Here is a 25,956-nt window from a genome sequence, read left to right as displayed (position 1 = left end):
AGACAAAGGATATTTATACTTGATTTACACTCTATGGCAAACTAACAAAAGTCTTTTGTCCTCTGTCACAAAGTCCTTTGTCAAAGAATTATACTTCGATCTGCAGGCCGTCGTAGCCGAGGCGGATGAAGTCGGGGAGTTGCAGTTCTACTTCGCGGTGCAGTCCCATCAGGTGGCTGATGTGGGTGAGGTAGGCCTGTTCCGGTTGCAGGTCCTCCAGCACGGCAACGGCTTCTTTCAGGGAAAAGTGCGAGATGTGGTGCTCGTGGCGCAAAGCGTTTAGTACAATCACCTTAGAGCCGCGTATCTTTTCCTTTTCCTCCTCCGCGATATAGTTGGCGTCGGTGATGTACGTGAAATCGCCAACACGGAAACCCAGCACAGGTAGCTTGTAGTGCATCACCCGGATAGGTATGAACGGCACCCCCTCCACCTCAAAAGGCTCCACCGTAATGGGGTACAACTCCACCCGCGGTATGCCCGGGTATTTATAGTCCGCAAAGATATAGGAGTACTCCCGCTTCAGCTGCTCCAGCACGCGTTGCTCGGCGTAAACAGGCATGTCTTTGTGCTGCGAGAAATTGTAGGCGCGGATGTCGTCGAGACCGGCGGTGTGGTCTTTGTGCTCGTGGGTAAATACCAGGGCATCCAGTGTTCTGATGCGCTCGCGCAGCACCTGCTGCCGGAAGTCTGGGCCGGAGTCGATGACAATGCTCTTCTCACCGACCTGCAGGTGCACCGACACGCGCAGGCGCTTGTCGCGGTAGTCCACAGATCGGCAAACCTCGCAAGTGCACCCGATAACCGGTACGCCCTGCGAGGTGCCAGTGCCTAACAATGTTACTTTCAATTGGCGTTTTCTCCGTTTCGGATTTCCAGGTAAAGCTGCCTGTTTTTCTCGCTCAGGCGGCTCTCGTCCACAGAAATGGTGCGAAGGATATCGTAAAGGCAGTTTATCTTCCCCTCCAGGCTGTAGTACTTGTTCACCACAGCCACCTTCATATCTTTAAGCACACAGTAGCCGGCTTTAAAATTGCCCTTTTCGTAGCGCAGCACAAAATCCGACTCTGCAAAAATATCCTCCAGCTTGTTTAAAAAAGGCCGTGTGTACTTTAAGTGCATTAACGTGCTACGGTATACTTTTTCACGGTTTCCACCAGCATGTCGAAATCCAGCGGCTTAGGCAGGTAGTCGTTAATACCCACAGCCTTAAAGTCTTCCATGCTATAGTTGTTGGCGTTGCCTGTAACGGCAATAATCGGAATGTTGGCTATTTCCGGGTTCTTGCTGGCGCGGATCTCCTTGGTGCACTCCATGCCGTTCTTCACCGGGATGTTCAGGTCCATCAGGATAGCATCAATCTTGTTAGATTCTACTTGTTTAAGAACCTCGCCACCGTTCTTGGCTGTCAGGATCTTATACTTCTGCAGCTCCAGGATCTTTTTAGTCAGGTTCAGGATAACAGAGCTATCCTCAGCGATCAAAATAGTTTTATTTTCTGCCATTTTTAGCTGAATATAATGTCCTTATAAGTTTTTTTATAGTTTTCGTACTGCATTTGCAACGCAGAGAAGTCTTTGTCTACCCCCTCCAGGTTGTCGTTTTTGATGTCGTGCTCTATTTTTTTGGCCAGTTCCGCCAGCGGATTAATGCCCAGGGTAAAACCGGTGCCTTTAAGCTGATGCAATGTACTTAAAATACCTTTGTAATGTTGTATATCGAGTTCTTTTTTGGCTTCCTGGAGCAGCCCGGCGGCCTCTTCCTCAAACTCAGAATATAATTGCTTGGTAAAATCCTCTCCGCCTATCTCCTTCAGCTGCTCCACCACGGATAAATCTATAATTGGCTCCTGCAGTTGCGGTGCCTCTTCAGCAACAGCCTCCTCTTCCATACCTGCGCCTTTGGCCATCCACTTGCTTATCACAGCATGCAAATCGGAGCTTTTAACCGGTTTGGATACATAATCGTCCATCCCCTGGTTCATAAACTTCTCGGCATCATCCTTCATCGAGTAGGCCGTCATGGCAACAATGGGCGGGCAGGCACTGCCGAGCTGCTCCTTGATATGGTTTGTAGCGGTAACCCCATCCATCTCAGGCATTTGGATGTCCATGAAAATGATGTCGTACTGGTGCTGGGTAGCGTGGGCTATCGCCTCGAAGCCGTTGGAGGCAATGTCGGTGCGGCAGCCCAGGCGCTCGAGCTGCTTCTGCGCCACCTTCTGGTTTATCTGGTTATCGTCCACCAGCAGCACGTAAGGCTCATCCTCAAAGGTGTCCACTTCCTGGTGCTGCTGCAGCTGGCGCAGTTGCTGTGCTTCTACCTCCTTGGCGCTGGCCGCACGCACTTTTATGTTGAACCAGAACACGCTGCCGTCGCCCTCCCTGGATTCCACACCGATGTCACCGCCCAGCAACTGCGTGAGCTGTTTGGAGATGGCAAGGCCAAGGCCGGTGCCGCCAAAGGTTTTAGTGGAGGAGTTGTCGAGCTGGGTGAAATCGTTAAACAGCAGTTCCTGCCCTTCCGGCGAGATGCCTATACCGGAGTCCTTCACACGCACATGCAGCCTGTAATGCTGCCCCGCCAGTTTGTCTGCACCCACTGTTATACTAACAGAACCGGCGTTGGTAAACTTGATGGCGTTGGAGGTAAGGTTAGACAAAATCTGCAGCAACCTGGTCTCGTCGGTAACGATATGGCGCGGCACACTTGGATCGATGCTGTAGGTAAACTGCAGGTCCTTTTGCTGGGCCCGGTTCACGAACAGAGAGTGTATTTTTCCCAGTGTCTCGTGCAGGTCCACGCCGCTTTCGTGCAGCACCAGTTTGCCCGCCTGTATTTTGCTCAGGTCCAGGATGTCGTTCAAAATGGCCAGTAGGGCGTCGGATGACTTGCGCAGCGTATCGATATACTCCCGTTGCTCCGGATCGGTGTTTATCTGGCTCATCAGGTCTATCATGCCAATGATGCCGTTCATCGGGGTGCGCAGCTCGTGGCTCATGTTGGCCAGGAACTGTGTCTTCACCTTCAGCAGGTTCTCGGCCTCTTCCTTGGCGCGGAGCAAGGCCATCTGCGTACGCTTCAGCTCCGACACGTCACGGATTACACCTTCCAGGCCCATGGGCTCCCCCGCATCGTCGTATATCAGCCTGGCATCCAGCACGACTGTTTTACGGGTGCCATCCTTGCAAACCATCTCAACCTCTATATCCCGCACGTTTTGCTGCTCCAAAACCTTGTTAATAAGGAGGATCCGTTGTTCAGGGTTTGCGTAGAAGTCTGTTGTTCTCATGCCAAGTGCCTCCTGCTCACTGTAGCCCAGCAGCTGTGTGACGGAAGGGCTTACAAGCAGGAGGTTTCCGGAGAGGTCGGTGCGGTAGTACACGTCCTGGAACGACTCGAAGATGGTGCGGAACTTCTCCTCGCTCTCCGCCAGGGCCAGCTCCGATTTTTTCTTGTCTGTTATATCCAGGGCAATACCTGATATTTCCTCAAACGAGCCATCCTCCATGTAGATGGGGTGCAGGTATACCTCGCGCCAGCTTTTGCCGTTTTGCAGCGCAATTTCAAAGTGCTGCGGATGCCCGGCAAACACCTGCTTATACTTGTCCTCCCAGAAGGCCCATGAGCCTTCGTGCACCATAGTGCCGTTGCTGATTTGGGAGAAAGGCGAAATCTCAAGTCCGTTTCGCTCGTTAAACTCCTGCGCAAAGTTCCGGTTAAAGGAGGTCAGTTCGTAGTTGCGGTTGATGGACCACATGTGGTGCGTACCCGACTCGAAGATGGCGTTGAGGCGCGCGTTTTGCGTGTTAATCTGCTCCTCGTTGCGCTTACGCTCGATGGCCAGGGCCACCTGGTTCGAGATAAAATGCAGAATCTCGATGTCGGTGCTGACATAGGCCTCCGGGTTTTGGTAATCCTGCAGCGTGATTACCCCGATGATGCGCTCGCCGATAGCCAGCGGGGAGCAAAGTATAACTTCCGGCACTGCCCCGAACAGGACAAGCCCTTCGCGCTCGGCCAGCTCCAGCAGCTCCTGTTTCTGCATGTACAGCGGCTTGCCCGTATGGATGATATACTCTGAAAGTCCCTTGGAGAACGGCCGCTTCATCTGTGCCTTCGAGGCCCTGTCCACAAACTGGTCTACCAGGTACACAAAGCTCAGGTCCTTTTGATCCGGGTCGCAGAGGGCGATGTAGATGTTGCGCGTCTCGATTATTTTGCTCAGCTCCCGGTGGATGGCCGAGTAAAGCGAGTTAAGGTCCTTGCTGCTGATGGCCAGGTTGGCGATACTATAGTATACTTTCTGCAGCCGCTCGGCCTTGATGCGGTCTGTGATGTCGTGCAGAATAGCTCGCGTGGCTACTGGCCGGTTATCCTGCCAGCTGCAGGTGATACTGCCAATCAGGTGCACCGGCTTTCCGCTCTTGGTCAGGAACACCGTTTCGATCTTGTTCACATTCTCGCCCTTGTACAGGTTGCGCAGCTGGTAAATCAGCTTGGCCTTGTAGTAGGGGTGCACAATATCGTTCAGCGTCAGCGACTCTATATCCTGGTCGGTATAACCGAGGCGGTCTTTCCAGGCCTTGTTTACGAAGATGAACTTATTGTCTACCGAGATATTCTGGATCAGGTCATGGGCATTGTCGAAGAGGTCCTGCAGGCGGATTTTGTTGTCCTTCAGGGCCTCCATGGCAATGCGCTTATCGGTCATGTCCTTGCCTACATGCGTGATGCCCGTTATCTGGCCTTCCGTGTCGTAGTCAAACATAGCATTCCAGCGCATGGTCTTCAACTGACCCGACTTTGTGATCACATCACGCTCATAGTAGGTGCTTATCTGCTTTGTCTGCAGGGCCTTCCTGAAATCCTGTACCCGCTGCGCGCGCTCCTGCTTGGGCACAAGCAGCTCGTAAAAATTCTGGCCAATCAGCTCTTCCTCCGGGTACTCGACATACTTCATGAAATAGTCGTTGGCCACGGTGATGTGCCCCTCTGTGTCGAGGCTGTAGTAGATCAGGTTTACCTTATCCAGGAAGCTGCGGAACTGGTTCATCGACTCGTGCAGCACCTCCTCGCGGCGCTTGTTTTGCTGCACCAGCTTGCGTTGCGTAATGTCGCGCTTAAACACCTGGATGTAGGACTGGCCGTCCAGCAGGAGGCGGTTCACATTTATCTCTGAGTCGAAGTGGGTGCCATCCTTGCGGATGTTTTTCCACTCAAACGTGACAGAGCGGCCTGTTTCCAGCACCTCCTTCATCAGGCGGGCTGTTTTGTCCGAGGAACGTTCCCCGTCCGGCTGAAACTCAGGCGAGAAGTCTACAGGCGATTTGCCGATAAGGTCTTCGCGGGTGCAACGGAAGAACTCAATGGCCTTGTCGTTGCACTCCACCACCAGGCCATCCTTAAACAAAAGGATAGCATCGTAGGAGGACTCGAAGAGCAGCTTATACTTGTCCTCGGAGCTGATGAGCTGCTGCTGCAGCCGGTGCCGATCGATATAATTACCAATGGCCGAGCCGATAAAATCAAGCAGCGAGACGAACGACTGCGTCATGCGTGGCTCGTTGTTAGGCCAGATCAGGATGAGGGCCAGCACCTTGTTATCCGATATTATCGGTACAAGGGTAAACGTGCGGTACAGCTTTTTCTGCAGGTAATCCTGAAGAGCCGTTACCGCGTGGCGCCTGTTTTCCGAGTGTAGCTGCTTTACCTGTTCCAGCGGAAGTTGCAGCGCTTCGGGAAGGGCGGGGTTGCCTACCTCACCGGCAGAGTAGGAGAGACGCACCACGTCTGCCTCGTACGCGTCAAAAGTATAAACACAGCCCCCTTTCACGTCGCTCTTCTCCAGCAGCTCGTCCAGGGTGTTGTGCAGGATGTCGTGCGGGCTGTCGGTGGAGGAGAGGTTGGTGATGATCTGGTTTACAAACTCTAACTGATGGTTTCTGAAACGCACATCCTGCTCCGTCTCTATAACCTCGTTCAGGTTGTTGACGGTGCCGTAAAGTATATCCTGGGCCTTAAACTTGCCTCGTTGCAGGGTTATCTCCACAGGAAGCAGGTTCTGGCTGTCCTCATGGAGCCACCACTCAAACTTCTGCTTGCCCTCCTCAAGCGCTTTTTTCAGCTGCCCCTTCAGGGCCACCCGCTCAAACAGGTTCAGTTTAAAAGCCTTGAAAATAGACTTGCCCTCCAATTGGTCTTTGTCCTGGCTTACCAGTTGCAGTGCCGCCTGGTTAATGTCAATAAAATGCCCGTCGCAGTCGAGCAGGAACATGGGCTCGGCGTTTTCCTCAAACACGTCGTGGTAGCTGTCGCCGTCGTAGGGCAGCAGGGCGGTAGCCTGGCCCACGTTAGCCAGCTCCACGCACACAAATGCCTCCTCCTGGAAGTGCACCATGCGGCAGCTGTACGTATAAGCGCTGCAGTACTGGTCATCCTCCTCGTCGTGTTCCACTGCGCCCGTATACTTTCGCTGTAGCTTTAGCTCCTCCATGGTTATGGCAAACTGCTCCTGCGTGAGGCCAAACAAGCTGCGCAGGTCGCGGGTAACATCAAAATCGGAGTTAAGGGGCTTGTAATTCCTGATTTGTGCGTTGGCCGCCAGTATCTGCCCGTTCGGTAGGGCCACTATTACGCCATGGGTTGGTTTGGCCAGCTGCACCAGCACCTGCAACAGGTTAGATGCTGCCTGCACGGTTTTATCTTCAGGTTGCCTGTTTAAAGTATAGGGCATGTTCTGGATTTAAAGTATAACAGCAAACGAAAGGCACCGCAGCCAGTCGAAACGCCTATGCTAATTTCATAAATAAAGCGATAATTTAGCAAAAAATATACATGCAGGCTTTCGCTTTCGCAAGCTATAACAAAACGCCAGCGTGGTTTGTGCCTTTTTGTAAGGCAGGCTGCAAGATTTTGAACGGTGTCCTGTAGCGTTAACAGTATCAGATAAATGGGAAGTATAAATAAGTATAACAGGCACCTGGTGGTCGTGGTGGGGCCGACGGCGGTGGGCAAAACCGACCTGTGCGTGCAGCTGGCAAAGCATTTCGACACTGAGATTATCTCGGCCGACTCCCGGCAGTTTTTCAGGGAAATGCAAATCGGCACGGCCAAGCCCACACCCGAGGAGCAGCAGGGGGTAAAGCACCACTTCGTAGACTCGCATAGGATAACGGAGGAGTACAGCGCCGGCGCCTTTGAGCAGGATGTGCTGACGTTGCTGGAACAGCTTTTTAGGCAGCAAAACGTGGTGCTGATGACCGGCGGCTCGGGGCTGTATGTGCGGGCGGTGCTGGAGGGCATGGACGAGATGCCGGAGGTGGACCCACAGGTGCGGGAGGAGCTCACAGAAAAGTATGAACAAGAGGGCTTAGAGCCTCTGCTAGACCAGCTGCAGCAACTGGATCCTTTATACTTTGCGCAGGTAGACAAGGCCAACCCCCAACGGGTCATTCGGGCGCTGGAAGTATGCCAGAGCAGCGGGCATCCATATTCCTCGTTTAGAAAGAGCGAGCGGACAGAGCGACCCTTCAACATCATCAAAATTGCCCTTACCCGCGATCGCGCTGAACTGTACAGCCGCATCGATCAGCGCATGGACCTGATGCTGGAACAGGGGCTATTAGAGGAGGCCAAAGCCTTATACCCTTACCGCGAGCATAACGCGTTGCAGACGGTAGGCTATAAGGAAATCTTCGATTTTATGGAGGGCAAGTATGAGTGGGAGGAAGCTGTGCGCCTGCTGAAGCGCGACAGCCGTCGCTATGCCAAGCGCCAGCTCACCTGGTTCAGTAAGCATCCGGAGGAGTATACTTGGTTTCACCCGGAGCAGTGGCAGGAGATAGTAGCGTATATCAATGAGCGAATGAGTGATTGAGTGGATGGTGGACATCTTTTGTTACTGCTGCCACCTTACTGATTGGATCTACAGTTATTTGAGTTGTTGGTGAAAACACACAACAACGGCGGAGGCAATCGACTCACTTTACTTCACTCAGTCACTCATTCGCTCATCCACTCATTCAAAATTAAAATGGATAGCCGATGGCGATGTTAAGCACCATGCCGTAATCGCCGCTGAAGCTGCCATTGAACTTATTCAGCACAAACCTATCTCCTTTGGGCAGGTAAGGTACACGCACCGGAATACCCAAATCCAGGCGGATAACGAAGAATTCCACGTCTATGCGCAGGCCGACTCCAGTGCCCACCGCCAGCTCGCTCAGAAAGTTCTTGGCTTCGAATTTGGCCCCTTCTTTATCGGTTTCCCGCAGGTTCCAGATATTGCCGGCATCGGCAAAAACAGCGCCCTTAAAGAAACCTGCTATCGGGAAACGGTACTCCAGGTTGGTCTCCAGGCGGATATCGCCTACCTGGTCAAAAAAGGAGAAAGCAACAGTATCCGGAACATCGTAGGTGCCCGGGCCAACGCTGCGTGCCCGGAATGCCCGTACACTGTTAGGACCGCCCACCGAGAATTGCTTGACATAAGGCATTGTTCTGGAGTTGCCGTAAGAATAGCCCACACCCGTTGCCAGGCGCCACACCAGTTGGCTCTCAGTGCCCAGGTTCAGGTAATGCCGGAAATCGTTATCCACCATAAGATATTGGGCAAAACGGTCTTTGTACAGCACGCGCGGCTCTTCCGGAGTAGGCTTGGGTTTACCCAGCAGCGACTGAAAACCGCTCACTACGTTGCCCGACAAATCCAACGTGAGCTTGTTGAAGATGTTGCTGGTGCGATCCTTAAACATCTGGTTGCTGTAAGTCATCTGGTAAATGCCGCCTATAATAAACTGGTTCTCAAAGCTGCTTTTTAAGTAGGGATTTTCAACTAGCACCGTGTCGAAAGCAGGAGTGGTTTTAGTTAGGCGCACATATTGCAAGTTGATGGGGGTAGCATCAAACGTTAGTGTCTCCTTTGGTCGCCAGGTATAGCCGTAGGTGGCGTTGTAGGAGTTGAGGGTGTAAAAGTCTGAGCGGCTCAGAAAGTTAAAGCCAAGGCCGATACGGGTTTGCGGTACAAACTCGGTGCGGAGGTTGCGCAGGTTAAACGGAGATACAATCCGGGGGATGGCCAGCGTTGTCTGCACGCCCAGTTCATAGGAAGGGATGCCGCTTTTCTTAGGCGCCTCCACGCCCTCCGGCACCGTGCCTGTACCACGGCCACCCACCTGCGACTCAAAGCTGCCCGTAAATTCTACGCTCAGCACCTCAGAACCCCGGAAAGCGTTCCGGTTTTGGAAGGAAACCTTGAGGCCAGGACCAGCAAAGTTGTTCGACTTAGTGACCATCTGCGCCTCGGCCCTGAGCGACTTCTTCATCGCAGGGGTGAGGTATATAAAAGCATCCAGCTTACCCGGGTTCAGGGTATCGGGGCTGTAGTCGATGTTCACAAACTTATAAGCGGCCAAACCCGAGAGACGCTTGATGGTAAGCAGGTGGTTTTCGCGGGTATAAGTGCTGTCCTGCGCTAGGAAAACGCCATCCAGAAGATGCTTGGCCTTCAAATACTCTTCGTTGGGGATGTAGTGATAGCCTAAAATGCTGATGGTGTCGTTCACAGCCATGCTATCGCCAATGAAATAATTGGCAAAGATGTAGATATCATCCAGGGTATAGGGCTGCAGGGCAGGGGAGGGAGTAACCTCTTTTACGCGCATCAGCACATCAGCCTGCCGGTTGCCAACGGTGGTGTCCACGCTGAAGATGAGCATGTCCGGGCTGAAATAATAATAGCCTTTGTTCTTTAGCTCGCCGTCTATCCGGAGGCGCTCATCGGTCATCAGCCCCAGGTCGTACGGCTCACCGGTTTTAAGTACGGACTCCGGCTGTGTTTGCCGGATAGCCTGGTGTATGGCCAGGGAGTCGTTCAAAGTATACTTGATGTTGCGCAGGCGGTAGGGCTCACCCATGCGGGCAGTCCAGTTTATTGTCGCTGTCTTTTTGGCTGTATCTACCTCCGTGGCGCTGCTGACCTGGTTATTAAAGTAGCCCCGGTTGTGCAGGCGGTTGCTCATCACCGTGCTCACGCTGCCGGTATCCACCTGCGAAATGAGCACTGGCGGCTCCCCGAGCTTGGTCATGATCCAGTGCTTGAGCCCCTTCTCCTTTTCGGTATAAAAAGCGTTGTAGATGGCCAGCTTGGGCCGCAGGCCAAGTATGGAGGCATTGGGCTCGGGCCTGACGGCAGCACCCAGCTCAGCCTGAAGTTGTTTGCCGCGGTTGCTGCTGTCATTCTTCCCCTCCACTTTCACTTCAAAGCCTGTAAAGAGCGCATCACCCTTAGGAACCGTTTTGGTTACGCTACAACCGGATAGCAGCAGGCAGATGAGCAGCAGCGTGCGCATGCCAACCATTTTCATCCGGGGCAGGGGGTAGGTATTTAGCATAGTTTTATTGTGTACCTTCTTCTTTAAGTTCTTTTTCTACCTCGGGTTTCTCCTCGCGTATTTTCTGCACCGCTTCCTGCCTGCGCTCCTCATCCCGTCTGCGGCGGCTCTCCAGGTCGCGGAAGAGGTCGGAGAAGTTGTTGTACTCGCGCACAAAGATGAGGGCCATTCCTGTCGCCCGCACGTCGCCACCCTCAATCACGCCTTCGTACTGGTTACGTTGAAAGCCCCGCACCCGCAGCCTGCCATCCTCGGTCAGGGAGTATTCTACGGAGATGTCGCCGCCAAAGCCACTCATGGTCTGGTTGGTCTGGCTGCCTCCTTCCAGGCCGATATCGGTGCCTACGCGCACGGTCAGCCTGTCGTTGAGGAACTGCTGGCGCATGGCCACGTTCAGGTCGGTGCGGCCCTCTGCCGAGCCGGAAGAGTAGTCCTGGTAAGAGTCTACGCCCAGCTCCAGCCCCAAACCTCCGGCGTAGCGGTTGGTGAGCTGGTTGAGTTGGTCGGTCATCACCTGGCCCAAGCTATTGCGTGCCGTGGACTCCAGGCCACCCCCGGAACTGGTAAATGGATCCGGGGCCATGAAGCGGTTGAGCACCAGCAGCGAGAATACCTGCTTATTCATCTCCGACTCATCCTGGCGCAGGTTCGCCAGGCTGTTGGTTACAGTACCCGGCACGCTGCCGCGCTCCTCCTCCGGCAGCTGAATGTCAAATTCAATCTCTGGTCGCAGCAGCTCGCCCCGCACATACACGAACACCTGGAACGGCACCTGGTTGCGCAGGGCGGGGTCATCAGAATTGGCTATCTGCGTTGCCACCAACTCCTGGGGAGCGGCCTCCACGTTGTAAATCGCTGTGATGTCCATGATGGCCTGCAGCGGATCGCCGGTCCAGTTAATGTAGCTGCCCTGGGCAATGTCCAGTTCACGGGAGGCCAGGTCGTAAAAGTCCATGCTATACTTGCCCTCCGTCACGGTAAAGCGGCCCGACATATTTATCTCGCCGGTTGGCCGCATGCCAATGAACAATGGATCTGCCGCGCCCCGCACTGTGAGGTTATCGCCTGTGGTGGGGTCTATGATGATGGTTAGGTTAGAGGCGTCCGTAATAGTGATTTGAGCCTCCACATCGGCCCCTACAAAACCAGTTACGCTAACCGTGTCTTCCTGCTGCTCCCGGATGATGCGCGTCATCTCCGGGTTCAGATTCACGAACTCCACAATGCCCTCCCGTTCCGCAGCACCCACCTCATCGGCAGGAATCACAGTGGTAAAATCGGAGCCATCCAGCACACGGGCATTTACCTTAATAACAGGTTCCATGGCATTGCCTCTGATGGTGGCATCGGCGCCAACAAACACGGTGCCGTAGAAAAGGCTGTTATCCTGCGCTGTGGAATTAAGCGCCAGGAAACGCGGTGTCTTCACGTCCAGCGCCAGGTCAAAGTCGGTGTAGGTTTGCGTCAGGATGTTCCCGTTAACCACCATGTCGTTGCCCAGAGAGTCGGTGATGGTGAAGTTGGGGAAGCGGATGCCCTGCTGGTTAAACTCCAGCCGCTCGTTCTCCAGCGTAAACAGGGAGCCCAGCATCACGAGGTTAAACTGTGCCCGGTTAAAGTTTAGCTGACCCTGTATATCCGGTTGGGCTACGGTGCCGGTGATGCGCAGGTAGCCGGTGGCATTGCCGTCGAGTTGGTTCACCATCCCGGCCATGAAACCTTCGAGTGCGTGCATGTTCAGCCGGTCTATACTGGCAGTCATGTTCAGCAGGGTAGCCTCGGTCTGGGGTTCCATATAACCCTCCACACGCACCTGGTTGTCGTTGCCGGTCAGGCTGGCGGTGATGTTGTAGCGGTTGTTGTCGCCGCTGCTCGCATTCAGAGCCAGGTTACCCACCGGTATGCCTTCATAGGCAAAGTCGGTAACCGTAAGGTCGGAGGTGAAGGCTAGGTTATCGCCCATGATGTTGCGCACGGTAGCCGTACCATTGATGATACCGGCCATCAGGCTGTCTTCCGGTGCCTGGAAAGTACGCATGATGTAGGCGATGTCCAGGTTCTCGAAGCGCGCTTCCAGTGGTGCCTGTGGCGCTACCGGGCCGGTGCTGTTTAAAAGTATAGCCTGGTTGTCATGCTGCAGCCGGATGTTGCTGGCGTAGAGCAGGTCGGTATCGAACTGCAGGTAGTTGTCCTGCGCCACATCCCACTTGTCTCCGTTTATCACCAGCTGGTCGGGGTTAAAGGCGAAGCGGTAGCCGCGGCCCAGGCTGTTCAGAATCCCGCCTATTACAAAGCGTTCGTTCTTTTCCTGCAGGCTGTCCCCGGCAATGGCCACGCGCACGGCCAGTTCGTTGTCGCGGGCGGCCCCGTCCAGGCTGATGTTATCCATGGTGAGCGAAGGGGAGAGCAGGCGCTTCAGGTCCAGGTCGTATGCCAGCTGATCGCGGTCGCCGCGCACCGAGAGGTTCAGGTTCTGCAAGGTATAATCCGTGTAAACAATTCTGCTGATGCGGCCGTCCAGCTCCAGTTGTTGGTTATCGCCGTTATAGGTGGCTACAAAGGGAGTAGCAGGCTGCAGTTGCTCCAGCCCCGGCACAAAGGAGGTGATAAGACCCGTTTGCTTCAGGTTGATAGTAGCGGTAAAGTCGCCCAGGTTCAGGTTGGCAGGGTAAGGCGGGTCGGGCTGCAGGTCGAAGTAGTTGGAGAAATGCTTGAGCATGGCCGTTGGCAGAGTAGCCAGCGTGTTCTCAAAGTGCATCTCAGCATCCACTATCTCAGACTGCAGCGTGATGTCGGCTGCTTCGCCGGTTTGCGCCAAGGTCATGGCCAGGGTATCTAACGGGAAGGTGCTGCCGTTGTGGTCTATGCGCAGTGCCTGCCCCTCCAACTTGCCGCTCAGGGTGCTGGCGTCGGCTCCTGTAAAACTGCCCTGCAGTTGTCCCCGCACTGCCAGAGGCTCGGGGTATAGGTTTAGTGCCTGCAGGTTGGCCTGGGCCAGGTCGAGGTTAAACGTATAAGCCGGTTTTTGAGCGTCGCGCAAATTAAATTTGCCGTCCAGGTCAAAGGCCAGGTTCTCATCATTGGCGGTAGCCTGTACGGTGTAGAGGTTGCGGTCTATGTTGGCGACCACGTCCACATCCTTATAGCTGTAGTTGCTGTAATCGAATACCCTGATATCGGCTTTTACATCGGCGCGCATCGTTTCCGGCGTCAGGCCGGTGCCACGCGCCTGGGCATCCAGGGCAATGTTTCCCAAACCCAGGCTGTCAGTCATGAGCTGGTTTAGGGCAAAGCCGCCGCTGCGCACGGTAGCCGTGAAAGTCTCGTTTGCGCCCATGTCCACTCTGGCCACGACATTGCCAAAAGAGGTGCGCAGGTCGGCGTTGGCATCGAAGTTGGTGAGGCTGCCTTTATAGTTGCCGGTCATACTTAGCTGCGGCGGCACCCGGAAATTGGCAGGTATCGTGCCGGCAGGAACCAGCGCCAGCACATCGGTGCGGGTGGTGGCAAAGCGGTCGATGTCCAGGTCCAGGTATAGGTTTTCCGGGTCCATGGCATTGCGGACCGTTCCTTTCACATCCACGCGGGTGTTGTTCAGGCCAGCCAGCTGCAGCGTCTGGACGCGCAGGTTCTCCAGGGTGCCTGTGGCCCGGGCGGTCAGGCGTACGTTATCCTTAGCTATACTTCTAAACGAAGGGTTTTGGGCCATATCCGGCATAAAGTACAGTACATCCTGCATGCCGATGTAGCTGTTCCGGATGTCGATGTCCAGTCCGATCTTCTCCGGCGTCTCGGCCATTGCCTCCAGCGAGGGGTACGACATGGCGAGTTGGTTTTGCAGGTGGCTGTGGCCGGTTTTCAGGTCGAGGTTGGTGAGGCTGGTATGGGTGGTATCGAAAACGATGTTCGCCGTGAAGTTCTCCAGCCTGAAGCCGCTCTGCTCCTGCAGGGTGAACTGGTTCAGCGTAGCCTCAGTGCGGCTGAGGCTGTAGCTGATGTCCTGGGCGTCGAGCAGCACGTTTGCAAAGCGAAGGTGGTCGTAGTCCATGCCTTGAGGCTGCTTGGGAGCGTTAAAATTGTCGAAGGCCACATTCAGGCCCGACACGTCCAGATCGCCCAGGGTTACGACCCAGTTCACCGGCTCGCCCTGCAGGTGCTCCACCTTCTTGTCCAGCTCCTTCACGGTCCGCTCCGGGTTCACGGCCAGCGAGTCGGCAGGTTTATACTTTTCCTGCACGTACTTCACATCGGTGTTGTGCAAGTCAAAGCTTTTCAGGTTTACCTTGGCGTTTTTCAGGTCTATCTCATCCGACACCACTTCCGACTCGCCCAGTTTCAGCTCAATGCGCTGCTCTGCCGGGCGGCTCCAGTAACTCAGGCGCAGGTTCTCCAACTCCACGCGGTTCAGTCCAAAATCCATCTCCAGTGGTTCGTAGGCCGAGGTATCGGGCGGTGGCAATTTGGTTTGCTCGTAGGCTACCCAGGTATTGGCCAGGCGTACCTCGTCCACCAGGTAGCGCTGCTCCTCCAGGTTCAGCTCATCCATAGTGGTGGTCAGCTCGCCCACGCGCGTGCGGATGTAGTTGCCCCCGGCATCATCCCGGAACGATACATACACATTATCCAGGTTGATGGTGCCGAGCGTAATCTGCATGGCCGAGGCAGTGGTGTCGGCAGGCTGGGCTGCGGCAGTGTCCGTGGCAAAGGCCTCGGTGATGAAATCAAAGTTGGTGGTGCTGTCCTCACGGATGTGCAGCTTGAGGGTAGCGTTGTCGAGGTCTAGTTTGCTGATGTTCACCTCCCCGCTGATGAGCGAAAGTATGGCCATGTCTACGCCAAGGCGTTCGGCGTACCAGAGCGTGTCCTGCTGCTGATCCTCCAGGTACATGTCTTTCAGCACCAAAGCGTTCCGCCAGTCGGTGGTCAAGCCGCCTATCCTGACCTCAGTGCCCAGGGTTTTCTGCAGGTAGTTTTCACCTTGCTTGGCAAGAAAGTTCTGCACGCCCTGAAACTGCAGGGCGATGATAATAAGTATGAGTAGCCCTACGATAATGGCTAGCGGCCAAAGGATTACCTTCAGGGCGATTTTGGCGATATGTTTGGCAGATGCGATATTTTTCCGTGGTTTCTGAGTTCGTGTATGCTTTTACGGAAAAGTATGCGCAGGGATAGGTTTTTTACTGTTTGGCTTTACATAGTGTATGCCGGCAGCGGGCAGGGCAGGGGCAGGAAACAAAAAAGCCCCGGATAAGGCGTTTGCGCTTCATCCGGGGCGATAAGGTATACTCTATACTTTGGGTGTTTACACAGAAAGTATGTTCACCATCTTCAGGTAGTTCGGGTTGATGAGCTTGTCCTTGGTAATGGTGTCGATGAACGGCGTGTAAACGATTTCGCCATTGATGATACCGGCCATCTCGCACTTGCGGCCTTCCAGCAGTCCCTCCACGCAGGCTATGCCCAGTTGGCTGGCCAGCATTCGGTCGGCGGCAGTGGGGGCGCCACCGCGCTGCACGTGGCCAAGTATGGTTACGCGGGCATCCATGTGCGGCAGCTCCTGCTGCACTTTGGCCGCCACTTCGGTGGCATTTCCGGCGTCGTCGCCTTCTGCCACAATCACGATAAAGGAAGTTTTGGAGCGGTTCCAGCCAGTGCGCAGCGTGTCTACCACCTCGTCTATTGTTGTCTCCGTTTCCGGGATCATCACGATCTCGGCACCGCCGCCCACGGCGCAAGGCATGGCAATGTAGCCCGAGTCGCGGCCCATCACCTCGATAAAGAACACGCGGTCGTGGCTGTCTGCCGTGTCGCGTATTTTGTCGATGGCGTCCAGGGCGGTGTTTACGGCCGTGTCGTAGCCGATGGTATAGTCAGTTCCGTACAGGTCGTTGTCGATGGTGCCGGGGGCGCCGACGGTAGGGATGCCGAACTCCTCGAAAAAGATGTTAGCCCCGGTAAAGGTGCCGTCTCCTCCGATGCACACCAGCCCCTCGATGCCAAACTTCTGCAGCTGGTCGTAGGCCATCTTTCTGCCTTCTGGTGTTACGAACTCTTTACTGCGCGCGGAGCGAAGTATGGTTCCGCCTTTCTGTATGATATTGCTCACAGAGTGAGAGTCCATTTTGTAGATCTCACCTTTTATCATGCCTTTGAAGCCACGGTGAATGCCATATACTTCCACTCCATGATAGACGGCGGCTCTCACGATTGCTCTGATACATGCGTTCATGCCCGGCGCGTCCCCGCCCGAAGTAAATACTCCAATTCTCTTCATGGTAGATTAGTGTCTGTTAAATGTGGTAATGATACTCAAATTTCGCAAATCGCAAGTTAATTAAAGTTTAAATTATGCGGAACGGAAGAGTTGTTCGTTTGTAAAAAAAAGGCCTGCACAAAAACTGCCGATATAGCACGACTTTTAGATAGTAAAAAACGTATGTTATATCGGCATAGTATACGCTTGCCCTATGGCGGGGTCCGTTTATGGGAGGAAAGAGCGTACTAATTGAATAATTTGTTGCAGGGCCGTGCCAGCATAAACCGGAGTACAAGTAAACTAATTTAACCTACAGAGGCAACGTATGTTTGGTTTTTTTGAAAGTGAGGAAACAAAAAGGATGAAAAGCCATATTGCCAACCTTGGGGCTTTGGCTAAGGTGGATGGCCACCTGGATCCTGCGGAGATGAAGTTTATCATCAATATTGGACAGCGGCATGGCATTAAGCCCGAGCAGGTGCGCCACCTGATCACCGAGGCTGGTACGAAAAAGGCGCAGCTCCCCTCCAACGACTCCGAGCGCTTCGACCAGATTTATGACCTGGTGGAGATGATGCTGGCCGACGGCATTGTGGATGAGAGCGAAATGGACTTCTGCATCAGCATGGCCGTAAAACTGGGCTTCAAGAAATCTATCGTGGGGGTACTAGTGGGCAAAATAACAATGGGCGTAAAGGATGGCCTTAGCCGCGATAATATCAAGCATGAGGCGCAGGCGTTCTTAAGTTAGCGATAAAGTCCTATTTATACTTTATACTTTAAGCGATAGGGAGCGGGGTTTGGTGCGTATACACGTAGTAAGTAACTACCCAAACGGCGCTGTGCTGCATGAGGCAAAACCCTAATTCCTTTCTGTTTCTGATATTATCGCTATACGGCAGCCTGCTGATGGCGGTGGCTGCCCTTTACCTCTCCGATGAGTACCAGCCGCTGGTTTTTCTACTGCGTTTCAGTACCTTCTGGTTTTGCAGCTTTCTGCTGGCCATGCTGGTATTTCTATACTATACCCGGCGGCAGATTTATACTTTATCCAAGGCCGAGCGCAGCCGCGTGATGCGTTTAAGCACGTACCTGGTAAGTGGGGGAGTGGTAATGGCAATTGCGCTGGCTTCTACGCTTTTTTGGATGGGGGCTGTTTAGCGGAAGTAGCTTACTTTTATACTTGCTAGGCTATTTTTTTGCTGTCGCTGGCACGAGCTTGTAGCTTGTGCCTTTTTATACTTTATACTTGCTAGCTTATACTTCCATAGTTACCGCTGCCTTTAACTTGAACCAGGCTATTCTTACTGGCTACCGTTCATCCTCCAGGCTTACATACCTATCGTTTCATCTACACTTTCTGCCCTCCCAGGCCGGGGGGCCTCGCCTTCGGGCATCGCGCGGTGTTCCCTCCTTGCCTCGCTTCGCTCAGCATGCCCTTAGCGGGCACCGGATCTCACAAGGCGCTCAACCCAAAGGCTGGGAACAGAATCGACAGCCACTGCCTTTGCTAAGGAACAAGTATAAACTGTCTCCTTGAGGACAAGTGAGAACGGGAGTTCGAAGCTTGCGAGCAAAGCTCAACAGGGGTGTAATCGCCTGCTGAACAATTCCTCTCCTCGGAGGGGCTAGGGGTGGGTTTATACTCTGTAGGGACAAGTTGCGACCTGTACCAGTGAGAACAGCAACTATAAAACTAATACTTCAGCAGCAGTAGCAACAGAGCTCCCCTCCTTGGCTAAGGAGGGGCAGGGGTGGTTGGACCAGGCACTGCTGAAAGCAATTTATTTTTGGACAGTGTACTTTAGCACTTATCCCCCAGCTCCTATCTACAAAGGCCAGAAAAGCGGCACCATGACTACTATCACGACAATAAGCAGCAGCGTGAGTGGCGAACCTACTCTGATAAAATCCCAGAAGCGGTACTTACCGGGACCGTACACCAGGATGCAGGAAGGCTCGAAAGGCGTGATGAGCGAGACAGAGGCAGCCAGCATAATAGCGATGGCGAACGCCCGAGGGTCCGAGCCCATGGTTTCTGCCGCGCGCAGGGCAACCGGCACTATCACCAGGGCCGCCGCTGCATTAGACATAGGTTGAGTAAGTATAACGGTGAGTATCACAAAGCCGGTGAGCACAGCTATAGTGCCCAGGGAGCCCAGTGAGTTAACAATGCCATTTGCCAGGAAATCTGCTGCACCCGAATTTTCCATCGCCGTACCAAAAGCCGTCATACCCCCAATCAGGATGAGCAGTTTGAAGTCGATGGCGGCGTAGGCTTTTTCGGAGCTGATGCAGCGGAGCAGAATGGCGCATAGGGCAGCCAGCAAAAAGGCGACCGATAACGGAAGAACGTTGGTGGTGCCCAGGATGATGGCCAGCAGGAAACAGGAAATAGCGATAATGCCCTTACGCTTCTTAAAGAGCAGTGGCTCAAATTCGTCGAGCAGGGCCAGGTTATTGTTGTTGCGCAGCTGCTCGAACCGCTCAGGCGAGCCCTGTACCAGCAGCATGTCGCCGAGCTGCAGCTGTATGCTGCCAATCTTAGTGCGGAGGGTTTCACCGTGCCGGGAAATGGCCAGCACCACCAGTCCGTAGCGCTGCAGAAAATTAACTTCTTTTACTGTATACCCGATCAGGTTAGACTGCCGCACCACCAGCATTTCTGCCAGCCGTATGTTGTCTGTTTGCAGGTCCTTCTCCGATATCACATCGGCCATAATATCGATACCCTTTGTTTCCTTTACCTTAATCAGATTGTCCAGGTCGCCCTCTACCAGCAGCATGTCGTTCTCCTGGATGCGGGTACGGAAGTCAGGCAGGAAATTGTCCTTGCCCCGGATAACGTTGAGGATGCGGAACTGGAGCGTGGAAAGTTCAGAGGCAAACACAAGCTGCCCCACCAGCGGGGAGTCGGCTCGCACCACAATCTCGGTGAGGTATTTTTGCAGTTTATACTCTTCAGTAAGCTGCTGGTCTTCGTGGTTTGGGAGCATGCGCTGCCCGATGGTCATCATATAAAGCAACCCGACGGCAAAGATGATAAGCCCGATGCCGGTGATTTCGAAGATGCTGATAGGGGGAAGCCCGGCATGAGCGATGTAGCCGCTCACGGCAACGTTGGTAGAGGTGCCAATCAGGGTGCAGGTACCGCCAAGTATGGCCGCAAAGGCCAGCGGCATCAGAAGTTTGGAGGAGCTCGTGTTAATTTGCCGGGAGAGGCCGACGAGCGGGGTAACGAACATGGCCGTCACCGTGGTATTGTTCATGAAGGCAGATACAGTTCCGGTGATGGCCATCACCGCGAATAGCATCAGGTTGGTGCTGCGGTGGGCCAGCTTTACCAGCCGCACAACGGCAAAGTCAAATATACCGGTCTCCTGCAGGGCGGCACTAAGTATAAATATGGAGGCGATGATGATGATAAAGTCGCTGCTGAAGCCTTCAAAAGCTTCCTCGGGGGTAATGATACGGGTGCTGGCCAGGATAACGAGCATGGTCAGTGTTACAAGCTCGATGGAGAGTTTCTCCGTGGCAAACAGCACCATTGCAATCACCAGCAGTGTCAGCACAAGGGCTATTTCCATATCGTTTTTGCTTAGGCTACCTTCAGGGGCAAAGTATAGCCACGGTTTTTACGTGCAATCATAGTTGCGGTTACCGCATCGCGTTTGGCGTTGTGCGCTTACCCGGCAAGGGTGGTGCAGAACCTGAAGCAAGCTGCAGCAAGCAGGCCATAGTTACCGGTCTGCTTGCTACAGCGTGAGCTAATATAGAAATAAGGCGAATACCTGGCTTTCTTTTGCCTGTTTTTAATTGTTCAGCACCTCACCAATAGACCGTAAAATTAGGGAGCACGCCTCGCGTATTTCATCTTCTGAAATAACCAGGGGCGGGGCAATGCGCATTGAGTTGTCGCAGAACAAAAACCAGTCGGTGAGCACGCCATTCTGTATGGCCTGGTCAATCACGGCCTTCAGTACCTCGAAGCTCTCAAACTCGGCAGCCATCATCAGGCCGCAGCCGCGCACCTCTTTTATACTTGGGTGTACCAGCAACTCCCTGAACAAGGTGGCTTTTGCAGCCACGCCGTCCAGCAGCTTTTCCTCCTGAATTGTCTGCAGGGTAGCCAGAGAAGCCGCGCAGCTCACCGGGTGACCGCCAAAGGTAGAGCAGTGGCCCAGTATGGGATTGGTTTTAAAAGCGGCCATAATCTCCTGCGGCGCTATAAAAGCCCCAATGGGCATGCCGCCACCCATGCCTTTTGCGCACAGCAGGATGTCCGGCTCTATGCCGAATTGCTCAAAGGCCCAGAACGTGCCGGTGCGTCCGAAGCCACACTGTATCTCATCCAGTATAAGCAGGGCGCCCACCTCGGTGCAGCGCTGTCGCAGGTGCTGCAGGTAATTGTTTTGGGGTACCCGAACGCCAGCCTCGCCTTGCACTGTTTCGACAATAACAGCGGCTGTCCGGGTGGTTATACTTTGCAGGTCGGGCAGGTGGTTGTACTGTATGTGGCGCACATCGGGCAGCAGCGGCCGGAAGGCGTTCTTAAAGCTCTCGCTGCCGTTTACCGACAGCGCCCCCTGGGTGGAGCCGTGGTAGGCGTTGCGGCAGGAGATTAGCTCGGTGCGACCCGTGTAGCGCTTGGCCAGCTTCAGGGCACCCTCCACAGCCTCGGCACCCGAGTTGAGGAAGTACACATTGTTCAGGCGTTTTGGCAGCGTACTGGTAAGGGCCTGCGCCAGTTTTGCCTGCGGCGCCTGCACAAACTCCCCGTAAACCATCAGGTGCATGTACTTGTCCAGCTGCTCGTGTATGGCTTTCAGCACGCGCGGGTGACGGTGCCCTACATTGCTTACCCCGATACCCGATATCAGGTCCAGGAAGCGCTCGCCCTGTGTGCCGTACATGTATACTCCCTCTGCCTTCTCCACCTCAATCATCAGCGGGAAATCCGATGTTTGCGCTACATTCTGCAGAAATAATTGTCTCATTGAAATCATGTTGCAAATTTACGGAAATAAGCGCAGAAGCAAGAACCTGTTGCTCTGAGGAAAATCAGGGGGTATTGGGCGGGAACAAAAGCCGGTTTCCTGAAACTAAATTTGCACTGAAAAGTGTAGTATTAACGCCGTATTTGCATCAACGGTGGTAAAAGCAGTTTTTATAAAAATTTTATCCAACATTCTTTCCTATCTTTAGTATTAGTAGGATTGTCATATAGCTATTACAATATAAAGTCTATCGGTAACAGAGGACTTATCTAGATGAGTATCGAAAACCATATTTTAAAAGGTACTTCCGAACTTCTTTCTGAAACCCAGGATCTTTACAGGCTGCTTGTGCAGGGAGTGCGCGACTATGCTATCTTTTTGCTGAGCCCGACCGGGTATGTACAAACCTGGAACGCAGGGGCAGAGGCCATAAAGGGATACAAGGCAGAGGAGATTATCGGGAAGCATTTTTCTCAGTTTTACCCGGAGGAGGCCAAAGCCATCAAGCATCCTGAGATGGAGCTGGAGCATGCTACACAGCATGGCAGCTTTGAGGAAGAGGGGTGGCGCGTGAAGAAGGACGGTAGCTTATTCTGGGCAAATGTGTTGATTACGGCTATCCGGAGCGCTAAAACCGGCGAGCTGCTTGGCTTCTCGAAGGTAACGCGCGACCTGACGGATAAGAAACGGCTGGAAGACAGACTCACGCAAACCTTGGAGGAACTCCGGCGGAGCGAGGAGCGGGCCAGGCTACTGACGGAGGGTATAAGTGACTACGCTATCTTCATGCTCAACCCGCAGGGTATTGTCATCTCCTGGAACCAGGGCGCCGAAAATATAAAAGGGTATAAAGCCGAGGAGATCATCGGCAAGCACTTCTCTGCTTTTTACCCCGAGGAGGCGAATCAGAGAAACTACACGGAGTATGAGCTTAGCCGGGCGCTGCAGGATGGGCGGTTTGAAGATGAGGGCCTGCGGGTGCGCAAGGACGGCAGCACCTTCTGGGCCAATGTACTGATCACGCCGGTATACAACTCGGAAAAGCAACTTATCGGTTTCTCGAAGATCACCCGGGACCTGTCGGAGAAGAAGAAAAACGAGGACCTGATGCGCAAAAACAAGGAGTTGCACCGGATCAACACCGACTTGGATAACTTCGTGTACACGGCCTCCCACGACCTGAAAGCCCCGATATCTAACCTGGAAGGCCTCTTCTCGCTGCTAAAGTATGACCTTGGCTCTGACCTGGATAAGCACCAGGAGGTACTGAGCCGCATCGAGAACTCTATGGCTAGGTTAAACAGCATTATACTTGACCTGACCGATCTAACGCGGATACAGCATGAGGAAAACAAGGTGGAGCAGGTAAACCTGACCGAAATGCTGGATGAAGTGGAAGGAAGCCTGGAGAACCTGATTTACTCCTGCAACGCGGTGGTTGATAGGGATTTATCCGGTTTCGACCAGCTCAACTACTCACGAAAGAACCTCAGAAGTATACTTTTCAACCTGGTATCCAATGCTATCAAGTACTCCTCTCCGGAGCGAAGGCCAATTGTCAAAATAAAAACAGAGATGCAGGGGGGGAGGTATGTACTGCAGGTGTCCGACAACGGCCTTGGTATAGATGAGAAGTATAAGCAGAAGATCTTCTCGATGTTCAGGAGGCTGCACACGCATGTGGAGGGCACCGGAATGGGGCTATACCTGGTAAAGCGCATCCTCGATAACTCCGGAGACCGCATCGAGCTTGACAGCGAGCCAGATAAAGGCTCTACCTTTAGGTTATACTTCCAACAGTAGTGACAACACCTGCCCATGTATAAACTTTATACTTGGGCAGGTTGTAAACCTTATGCCTATGCTTGGATGCGCTGCATAGATTGGTAAAGTCTCCAGCTGCATCTCTAAAACTCCCTATCAAAGTATAGGCTTCTTCTAGCTACGGTTAAGCCATTTTTATACTTACCCCGTGTGCCACCACACTGTCTTAAACTAATGCTAGCGGGCTGCCTTTTACCATTTTTAGTGATACACTCGTAAAAAGGTATGAGCCGGAGAATACGGTATCAGTTTGTATAACTTAACCGAAAGGAGATATTATGCCAAGAGGAGATAAATCAGCCTATACTGACAAGCAGAAGCGTAAGGCCGAGCATATAGAAGAGGGCTACCAGAAGAAAGGCGTGAGCCAGGAAGAGGCTGAAAAGCGCGCCTGGGCCACTGTGAACAAGCAGGACGGCGGAGGCAAAAAAAGCGGGTCGGGCAGAAAGAACCACCCGAGTAGCTAAGCCAAAGTATAAAGTATAAAAAAAGAGAGGGCCAGGATGATACTTCCTGGCCCTCTCTCTTTTACGGGTAATTGTTAGTGTGATCTGTTGGATTAGTGTAATCAGGGTCTATCGCGGCCGGTGTGTCGCGCAGCACGCGGTTGTGGGAGTAGGGCCGCTGCCCCGCACTATGCCTTGACCTTTTGTTGTAACTATAGCCCTTCTTGTGGTTGCGCTTGCTCATGGCAGCCCAGGCTACGCCTGCCAATGCCACGGCTCCGGCCACGGCCAGCACAGTTGGTACCGGGTTGCTGACAGGCGGCGGCACCGACACCACGCCATACTCATCCACTACAGCAGGCTCATGCACGTAGCGGCCATGCTTAGGTACAGCCACCAGCCAGAAATCCTGCACCAGGCGCTTGAGCTGCTGGCGCAGTTCCTCGCCGGTCATAGGCAAGCCATGACCGGTAGCGGCTATTTCCGGATCCAGGTCGCAGAGGGCCTCCACGGAATGGTGCGCTGAGCCCCAGTCCGGGGTAAAGTAAGCCGGCGGGCCATGTACCTCACGTTTCTGCGTAATCACGGCCAGGCCCGACTCTCCATGGCGGGTTACAAAAGCATCTCCGGCAAGCAAGAGGCGATCCTCCTCCCGGAAAAGCGACACATGCCCTGGTGTGTGTCCCGGTGTGTAAATCCAGTGCCATCCCTCCAGCCCCGGCACACTGCCATCTTTGGGCAGAAGCTCCAGGTGGCTTTTAATATCTATCGGCTTTTTAGGGTAAGCAAACGAGAGGTAGGCCACCGCGCCGCCACCCACGCTTGGGTCTGGTGGCGGGTAGCTGCTCTGGCCGGTCAGGTACGGAAACTCCATAGGATGAGCATATACCGGAACAGCCCATAGCTCGGCAAGCTCCTTTACAGCCCCAACATGGTCGAAGTGGCCATGGGTGAGCACAATGGCACTGGGCCTGCTGTCAGGGCCAAAAATCTGGGCGGCGGCTTCCTTAATTTTGTTGGCGCTGCCCGGTATGCCCGCATCCACCAGCACCCACGAGCCATCGGGGTTCGCCACAAAGTATAAGTTAACTATTACAGTCTTGAGGCCCCAAACACGTGGGGCAACAGGGAAGGTGTGTCTTTTAGGAGTAGCGTGTTGCGCTGATGTTGCTGCCATAAGTTTGTTTCTTTTTTTGAGAATGAACCTGAACCTGTACTTACGAAACATCTGTCCCGAAAGCTGCCAAAATTGGTGCATTACCTATTTTTGTGAGTCTGGGTCATGGGGGCACGTTTTTTGTACCCGTAAATTGGGCGCCTGTTAAATTTGCTTTGCTATTTGCGGGTTTGCAGGAATTATTTAATTTAAGGAAAAGTTTACTTACTGATATGGTTAATTTATTCGTACCCCCAAGCTATATGGCCGTATACGCAAAGTGCGTGGATGCGTCGTTGCCAGCCTTTGAGCCGGAGGAGTGGATTGAGGAAGGGAAGGTTTACCCGGTGAAGCACTTCACGGAGCCCCTTAACACGGGCGACGGATTTGCAGTAACGATCATGGACGAGGATGGGGTAGAAATTCATCCTTCGACATCGCACTGGAGTTTTGCTTCCTCTCGCTTTGAGCTCTTTACTCTTCACCTGAACTAGACCAAAATCCTGAAACTTACGTTTAACTATAAAGGCTGCCTCGCGCAGCCTTTTTTTTAACTTAATTTAGTTGGATAGTGTAGCAGAGGAGACTTTTACCCATGAGTGCCGAAGAATTTAACGAGTTGCCGCCGCACCTGCAGGCAACCCTGGCCCTTGACCATGGCCACTACATACATCACCGTATTAAAGGCTGGTGCAAAATAGACCTCTACTGGCTTTATGATTTTTATGTGGAGCTCTGGTTTCTCTACGACATGAAGAGCATTGGCTTGGTGCGTGCCCTCACCAGCAACCGTCAGCTGGAGCCTTACCTGGAAACCATCAAGCTAAAGCTCAAGACCCAGAAGAAAGACAGGGACTGAAAGGGCTGCAGGTGATGCATTTCA

17 protein-coding genes are annotated in these 25,956 nt (G+C 53.5%); 7 read left to right on the top strand and 10 right to left on the bottom strand.

What is annotated here, in order from left to right; translation table 11 throughout:
* Positions 1–88: 88 nt before the first annotated feature.
* From BM040_RS05865 to BM040_RS05850, 4 genes are read right to left on the bottom strand one after another with little or no spacing between them, the layout of a single operon-like run.
* Positions 89–850 (bottom strand): MBL fold metallo-hydrolase, encoded by a 762-nt coding sequence (locus tag BM040_RS05865; RefSeq protein WP_092099584.1) that lies wholly within the window; start codon positions 848–850, stop codon positions 89–91.
* On the bottom strand, positions 847–1,122 hold the full coding sequence (locus BM040_RS05860) for a hypothetical protein (protein ID WP_092099583.1): 276 nt from the start codon (positions 1,120–1,122) through the stop codon (positions 847–849). The genes BM040_RS05865 and BM040_RS05860 overlap by 4 nt, the downstream gene beginning before the upstream one ends.
* Positions 1,122–1,505 carry a response regulator gene (locus BM040_RS05855; protein WP_092099582.1) on the bottom strand — a complete coding sequence of 128 codons (384 nt, stop codon included), beginning with the start codon at positions 1,503–1,505 and terminating at the stop codon, positions 1,122–1,124. The genes BM040_RS05860 and BM040_RS05855 overlap by 1 nt, the downstream gene beginning before the upstream one ends.
* 2 nt (positions 1,506–1,507) lie before the next feature.
* The gene (locus tag BM040_RS05850; RefSeq protein WP_092099581.1) at positions 1,508–6,736 is read right to left on the bottom strand and encodes a PAS domain S-box protein; all 5,229 of its coding nucleotides are present in this window, start codon (positions 6,734–6,736) and stop codon (positions 1,508–1,510) included.
* A gap of 216 nt (positions 6,737–6,952) precedes the next feature.
* On the opposite strand from BM040_RS05850, the gene miaA reads away from it, so the two are divergent.
* Positions 6,953–7,879, top strand: a complete 927-nt coding sequence (gene miaA / locus BM040_RS05845) for a tRNA (adenosine(37)-N6)-dimethylallyltransferase MiaA (protein ID WP_092099580.1) — start codon at positions 6,953–6,955, stop codon at positions 7,877–7,879.
* 151 nt (positions 7,880–8,030) lie between these two features.
* On the opposite strand, the gene tamL is transcribed toward miaA, so the two are convergent.
* From tamL to pfkA, 3 genes are all read right to left on the bottom strand, one after another.
* A complete protein-coding gene (gene tamL / locus BM040_RS05840; protein ID WP_245756116.1) occupies positions 8,031–10,394 on the bottom strand; it encodes a translocation and assembly module lipoprotein TamL in 2,364 nt (787 codons plus the stop codon).
* Positions 10,395–10,398: 4 nt separating this feature from the next.
* Positions 10,399–15,465, bottom strand: coding sequence for a translocation/assembly module TamB domain-containing protein (locus BM040_RS05835; protein ID WP_262502448.1), 5,067 nt, complete (start codon positions 15,463–15,465; stop codon positions 10,399–10,401).
* A 231-nt stretch (positions 15,466–15,696) separates the two neighbouring features.
* Positions 15,697–16,668: a 6-phosphofructokinase gene (gene pfkA / locus BM040_RS05830; protein WP_092099577.1), complete on the bottom strand. Its 972-nt coding sequence runs from the start codon at positions 16,666–16,668 to the stop codon at positions 15,697–15,699.
* Positions 16,669–17,011: 343 nt separating this feature from the next.
* Here pfkA and BM040_RS05825 point away from each other — a divergent pair, with 343 nt between their 5' ends.
* Together BM040_RS05825 and BM040_RS05820 are read left to right on the top strand one after the other, a co-directional pair.
* The gene (locus BM040_RS05825; RefSeq protein ID WP_245756115.1) at positions 17,012–17,401 is read left to right on the top strand and encodes a TerB family tellurite resistance protein; all 390 of its coding nucleotides are present in this window, start codon (positions 17,012–17,014) and stop codon (positions 17,399–17,401) included.
* A gap of 98 nt (positions 17,402–17,499) precedes the next feature.
* Complete coding sequence (locus tag BM040_RS05820; protein ID WP_139217773.1) at positions 17,500–17,811, top strand: hypothetical protein; 312 nt, start codon at positions 17,500–17,502, stop codon at positions 17,809–17,811.
* 668 nt (positions 17,812–18,479) lie between these two features.
* Here BM040_RS05820 and BM040_RS05815 read toward each other — a convergent pair.
* Positions 18,480–20,237, bottom strand: a complete 1,758-nt coding sequence (locus tag BM040_RS05815; RefSeq protein ID WP_092099574.1) for an SLC13 family permease — start codon at positions 20,235–20,237, stop codon at positions 18,480–18,482.
* Between the two features lie 225 nt (positions 20,238–20,462).
* Positions 20,463–21,656 (bottom strand): aspartate aminotransferase family protein, encoded by a 1,194-nt coding sequence (locus tag BM040_RS05810; RefSeq protein ID WP_175490990.1) that lies wholly within the window; start codon positions 21,654–21,656, stop codon positions 20,463–20,465.
* A gap of 264 nt (positions 21,657–21,920) precedes the next feature.
* Between BM040_RS05810 and BM040_RS05805 the strand changes: the two genes are divergently transcribed.
* Together BM040_RS05805 and BM040_RS05800 are read left to right on the top strand one after the other, a co-directional pair.
* Complete coding sequence (locus BM040_RS05805; protein WP_092099573.1) at positions 21,921–23,450, top strand: PAS domain-containing sensor histidine kinase; 1,530 nt, start codon at positions 21,921–21,923, stop codon at positions 23,448–23,450.
* 299 nt (positions 23,451–23,749) lie between these two features.
* Positions 23,750–23,938 (top strand): hypothetical protein, encoded by a 189-nt coding sequence (locus BM040_RS05800; protein WP_092099572.1) that lies wholly within the window; start codon positions 23,750–23,752, stop codon positions 23,936–23,938.
* Positions 23,939–23,999: 61 nt separating this feature from the next.
* Here the strand turns inward: BM040_RS05800 and BM040_RS05795 are convergent, their stop codons facing one another.
* Complete coding sequence (locus BM040_RS05795; RefSeq protein WP_092100277.1) at positions 24,000–25,094, bottom strand: MBL fold metallo-hydrolase; 1,095 nt, start codon at positions 25,092–25,094, stop codon at positions 24,000–24,002.
* 242 nt (positions 25,095–25,336) lie between these two features.
* On the opposite strand from BM040_RS05795, the gene BM040_RS05790 reads away from it, so the two are divergent.
* Both BM040_RS05790 and BM040_RS05785 read left to right on the top strand, forming a co-directional pair.
* Positions 25,337–25,567: a hypothetical protein gene (locus tag BM040_RS05790; protein ID WP_245756114.1), complete on the top strand. Its 231-nt coding sequence runs from the start codon at positions 25,337–25,339 to the stop codon at positions 25,565–25,567.
* Between the two features lie 101 nt (positions 25,568–25,668).
* Positions 25,669–25,932: a hypothetical protein gene (locus tag BM040_RS05785; protein ID WP_092099570.1), complete on the top strand. Its 264-nt coding sequence runs from the start codon at positions 25,669–25,671 to the stop codon at positions 25,930–25,932.
* Positions 25,933–25,956 lie beyond the last annotated feature (24 nt).

The organism is Pontibacter chinhatensis, assembly GCF_900113285.1.
Classification (GTDB): domain Bacteria; phylum Bacteroidota; class Bacteroidia; order Cytophagales; family Hymenobacteraceae; genus Pontibacter; species Pontibacter chinhatensis.
This window is presented reverse-complemented; position numbering and strand designations above follow the sequence as displayed.

What these genes read in the sequence shown, in the direction of transcription:
- BM040_RS05860 (WP_092099583.1), bottom strand. Translation starts at nt 1,122, where the DNA reads ATGCACTTAAAGTACACACGGCCTTTTTTAAACAAGCTGGAGGATATT.
- BM040_RS05805 (WP_092099573.1), top strand. Translation starts at nt 21,921, where the DNA reads ATGAGTATCGAAAACCATATTTTAAAAGGTACTTCCGAACTTCTTTCT.
- BM040_RS05820 (WP_139217773.1), top strand. Translation starts at nt 17,500, where the DNA reads ATGAGGCAAAACCCTAATTCCTTTCTGTTTCTGATATTATCGCTATAC.
- BM040_RS05850 (WP_092099581.1), bottom strand. Translation starts at nt 6,736, where the DNA reads ATGCCCTATACTTTAAACAGGCAACCTGAAGATAAAACCGTGCAGGCA.
- BM040_RS05815 (WP_092099574.1), bottom strand. Translation starts at nt 20,237, where the DNA reads ATGGAAATAGCCCTTGTGCTGACACTGCTGGTGATTGCAATGGTGCTG.
- BM040_RS05790 (WP_245756114.1), top strand. Translation starts at nt 25,337, where the DNA reads ATGGCCGTATACGCAAAGTGCGTGGATGCGTCGTTGCCAGCCTTTGAG.
- miaA (WP_092099580.1), top strand. Translation starts at nt 6,953, where the DNA reads ATGGGAAGTATAAATAAGTATAACAGGCACCTGGTGGTCGTGGTGGGG.
- pfkA (WP_092099577.1), bottom strand. Translation starts at nt 16,668, where the DNA reads ATGAAGAGAATTGGAGTATTTACTTCGGGCGGGGACGCGCCGGGCATG.
- BM040_RS05855 (WP_092099582.1), bottom strand. Translation starts at nt 1,505, where the DNA reads ATGGCAGAAAATAAAACTATTTTGATCGCTGAGGATAGCTCTGTTATC.
- BM040_RS05795 (WP_092100277.1), bottom strand. Translation starts at nt 25,094, where the DNA reads ATGGCAGCAACATCAGCGCAACACGCTACTCCTAAAAGACACACCTTC.
- BM040_RS05785 (WP_092099570.1), top strand. Translation starts at nt 25,669, where the DNA reads ATGAGTGCCGAAGAATTTAACGAGTTGCCGCCGCACCTGCAGGCAACC.
- BM040_RS05825 (WP_245756115.1), top strand. Translation starts at nt 17,012, where the DNA reads ATGAAAAGCCATATTGCCAACCTTGGGGCTTTGGCTAAGGTGGATGGC.
- tamL (WP_245756116.1), bottom strand. Translation starts at nt 10,394, where the DNA reads ATGCTAAATACCTACCCCCTGCCCCGGATGAAAATGGTTGGCATGCGC.
- BM040_RS05810 (WP_175490990.1), bottom strand. Translation starts at nt 21,656, where the DNA reads ATGATTTCAATGAGACAATTATTTCTGCAGAATGTAGCGCAAACATCG.
- BM040_RS05800 (WP_092099572.1), top strand. Translation starts at nt 23,750, where the DNA reads ATGCCAAGAGGAGATAAATCAGCCTATACTGACAAGCAGAAGCGTAAG.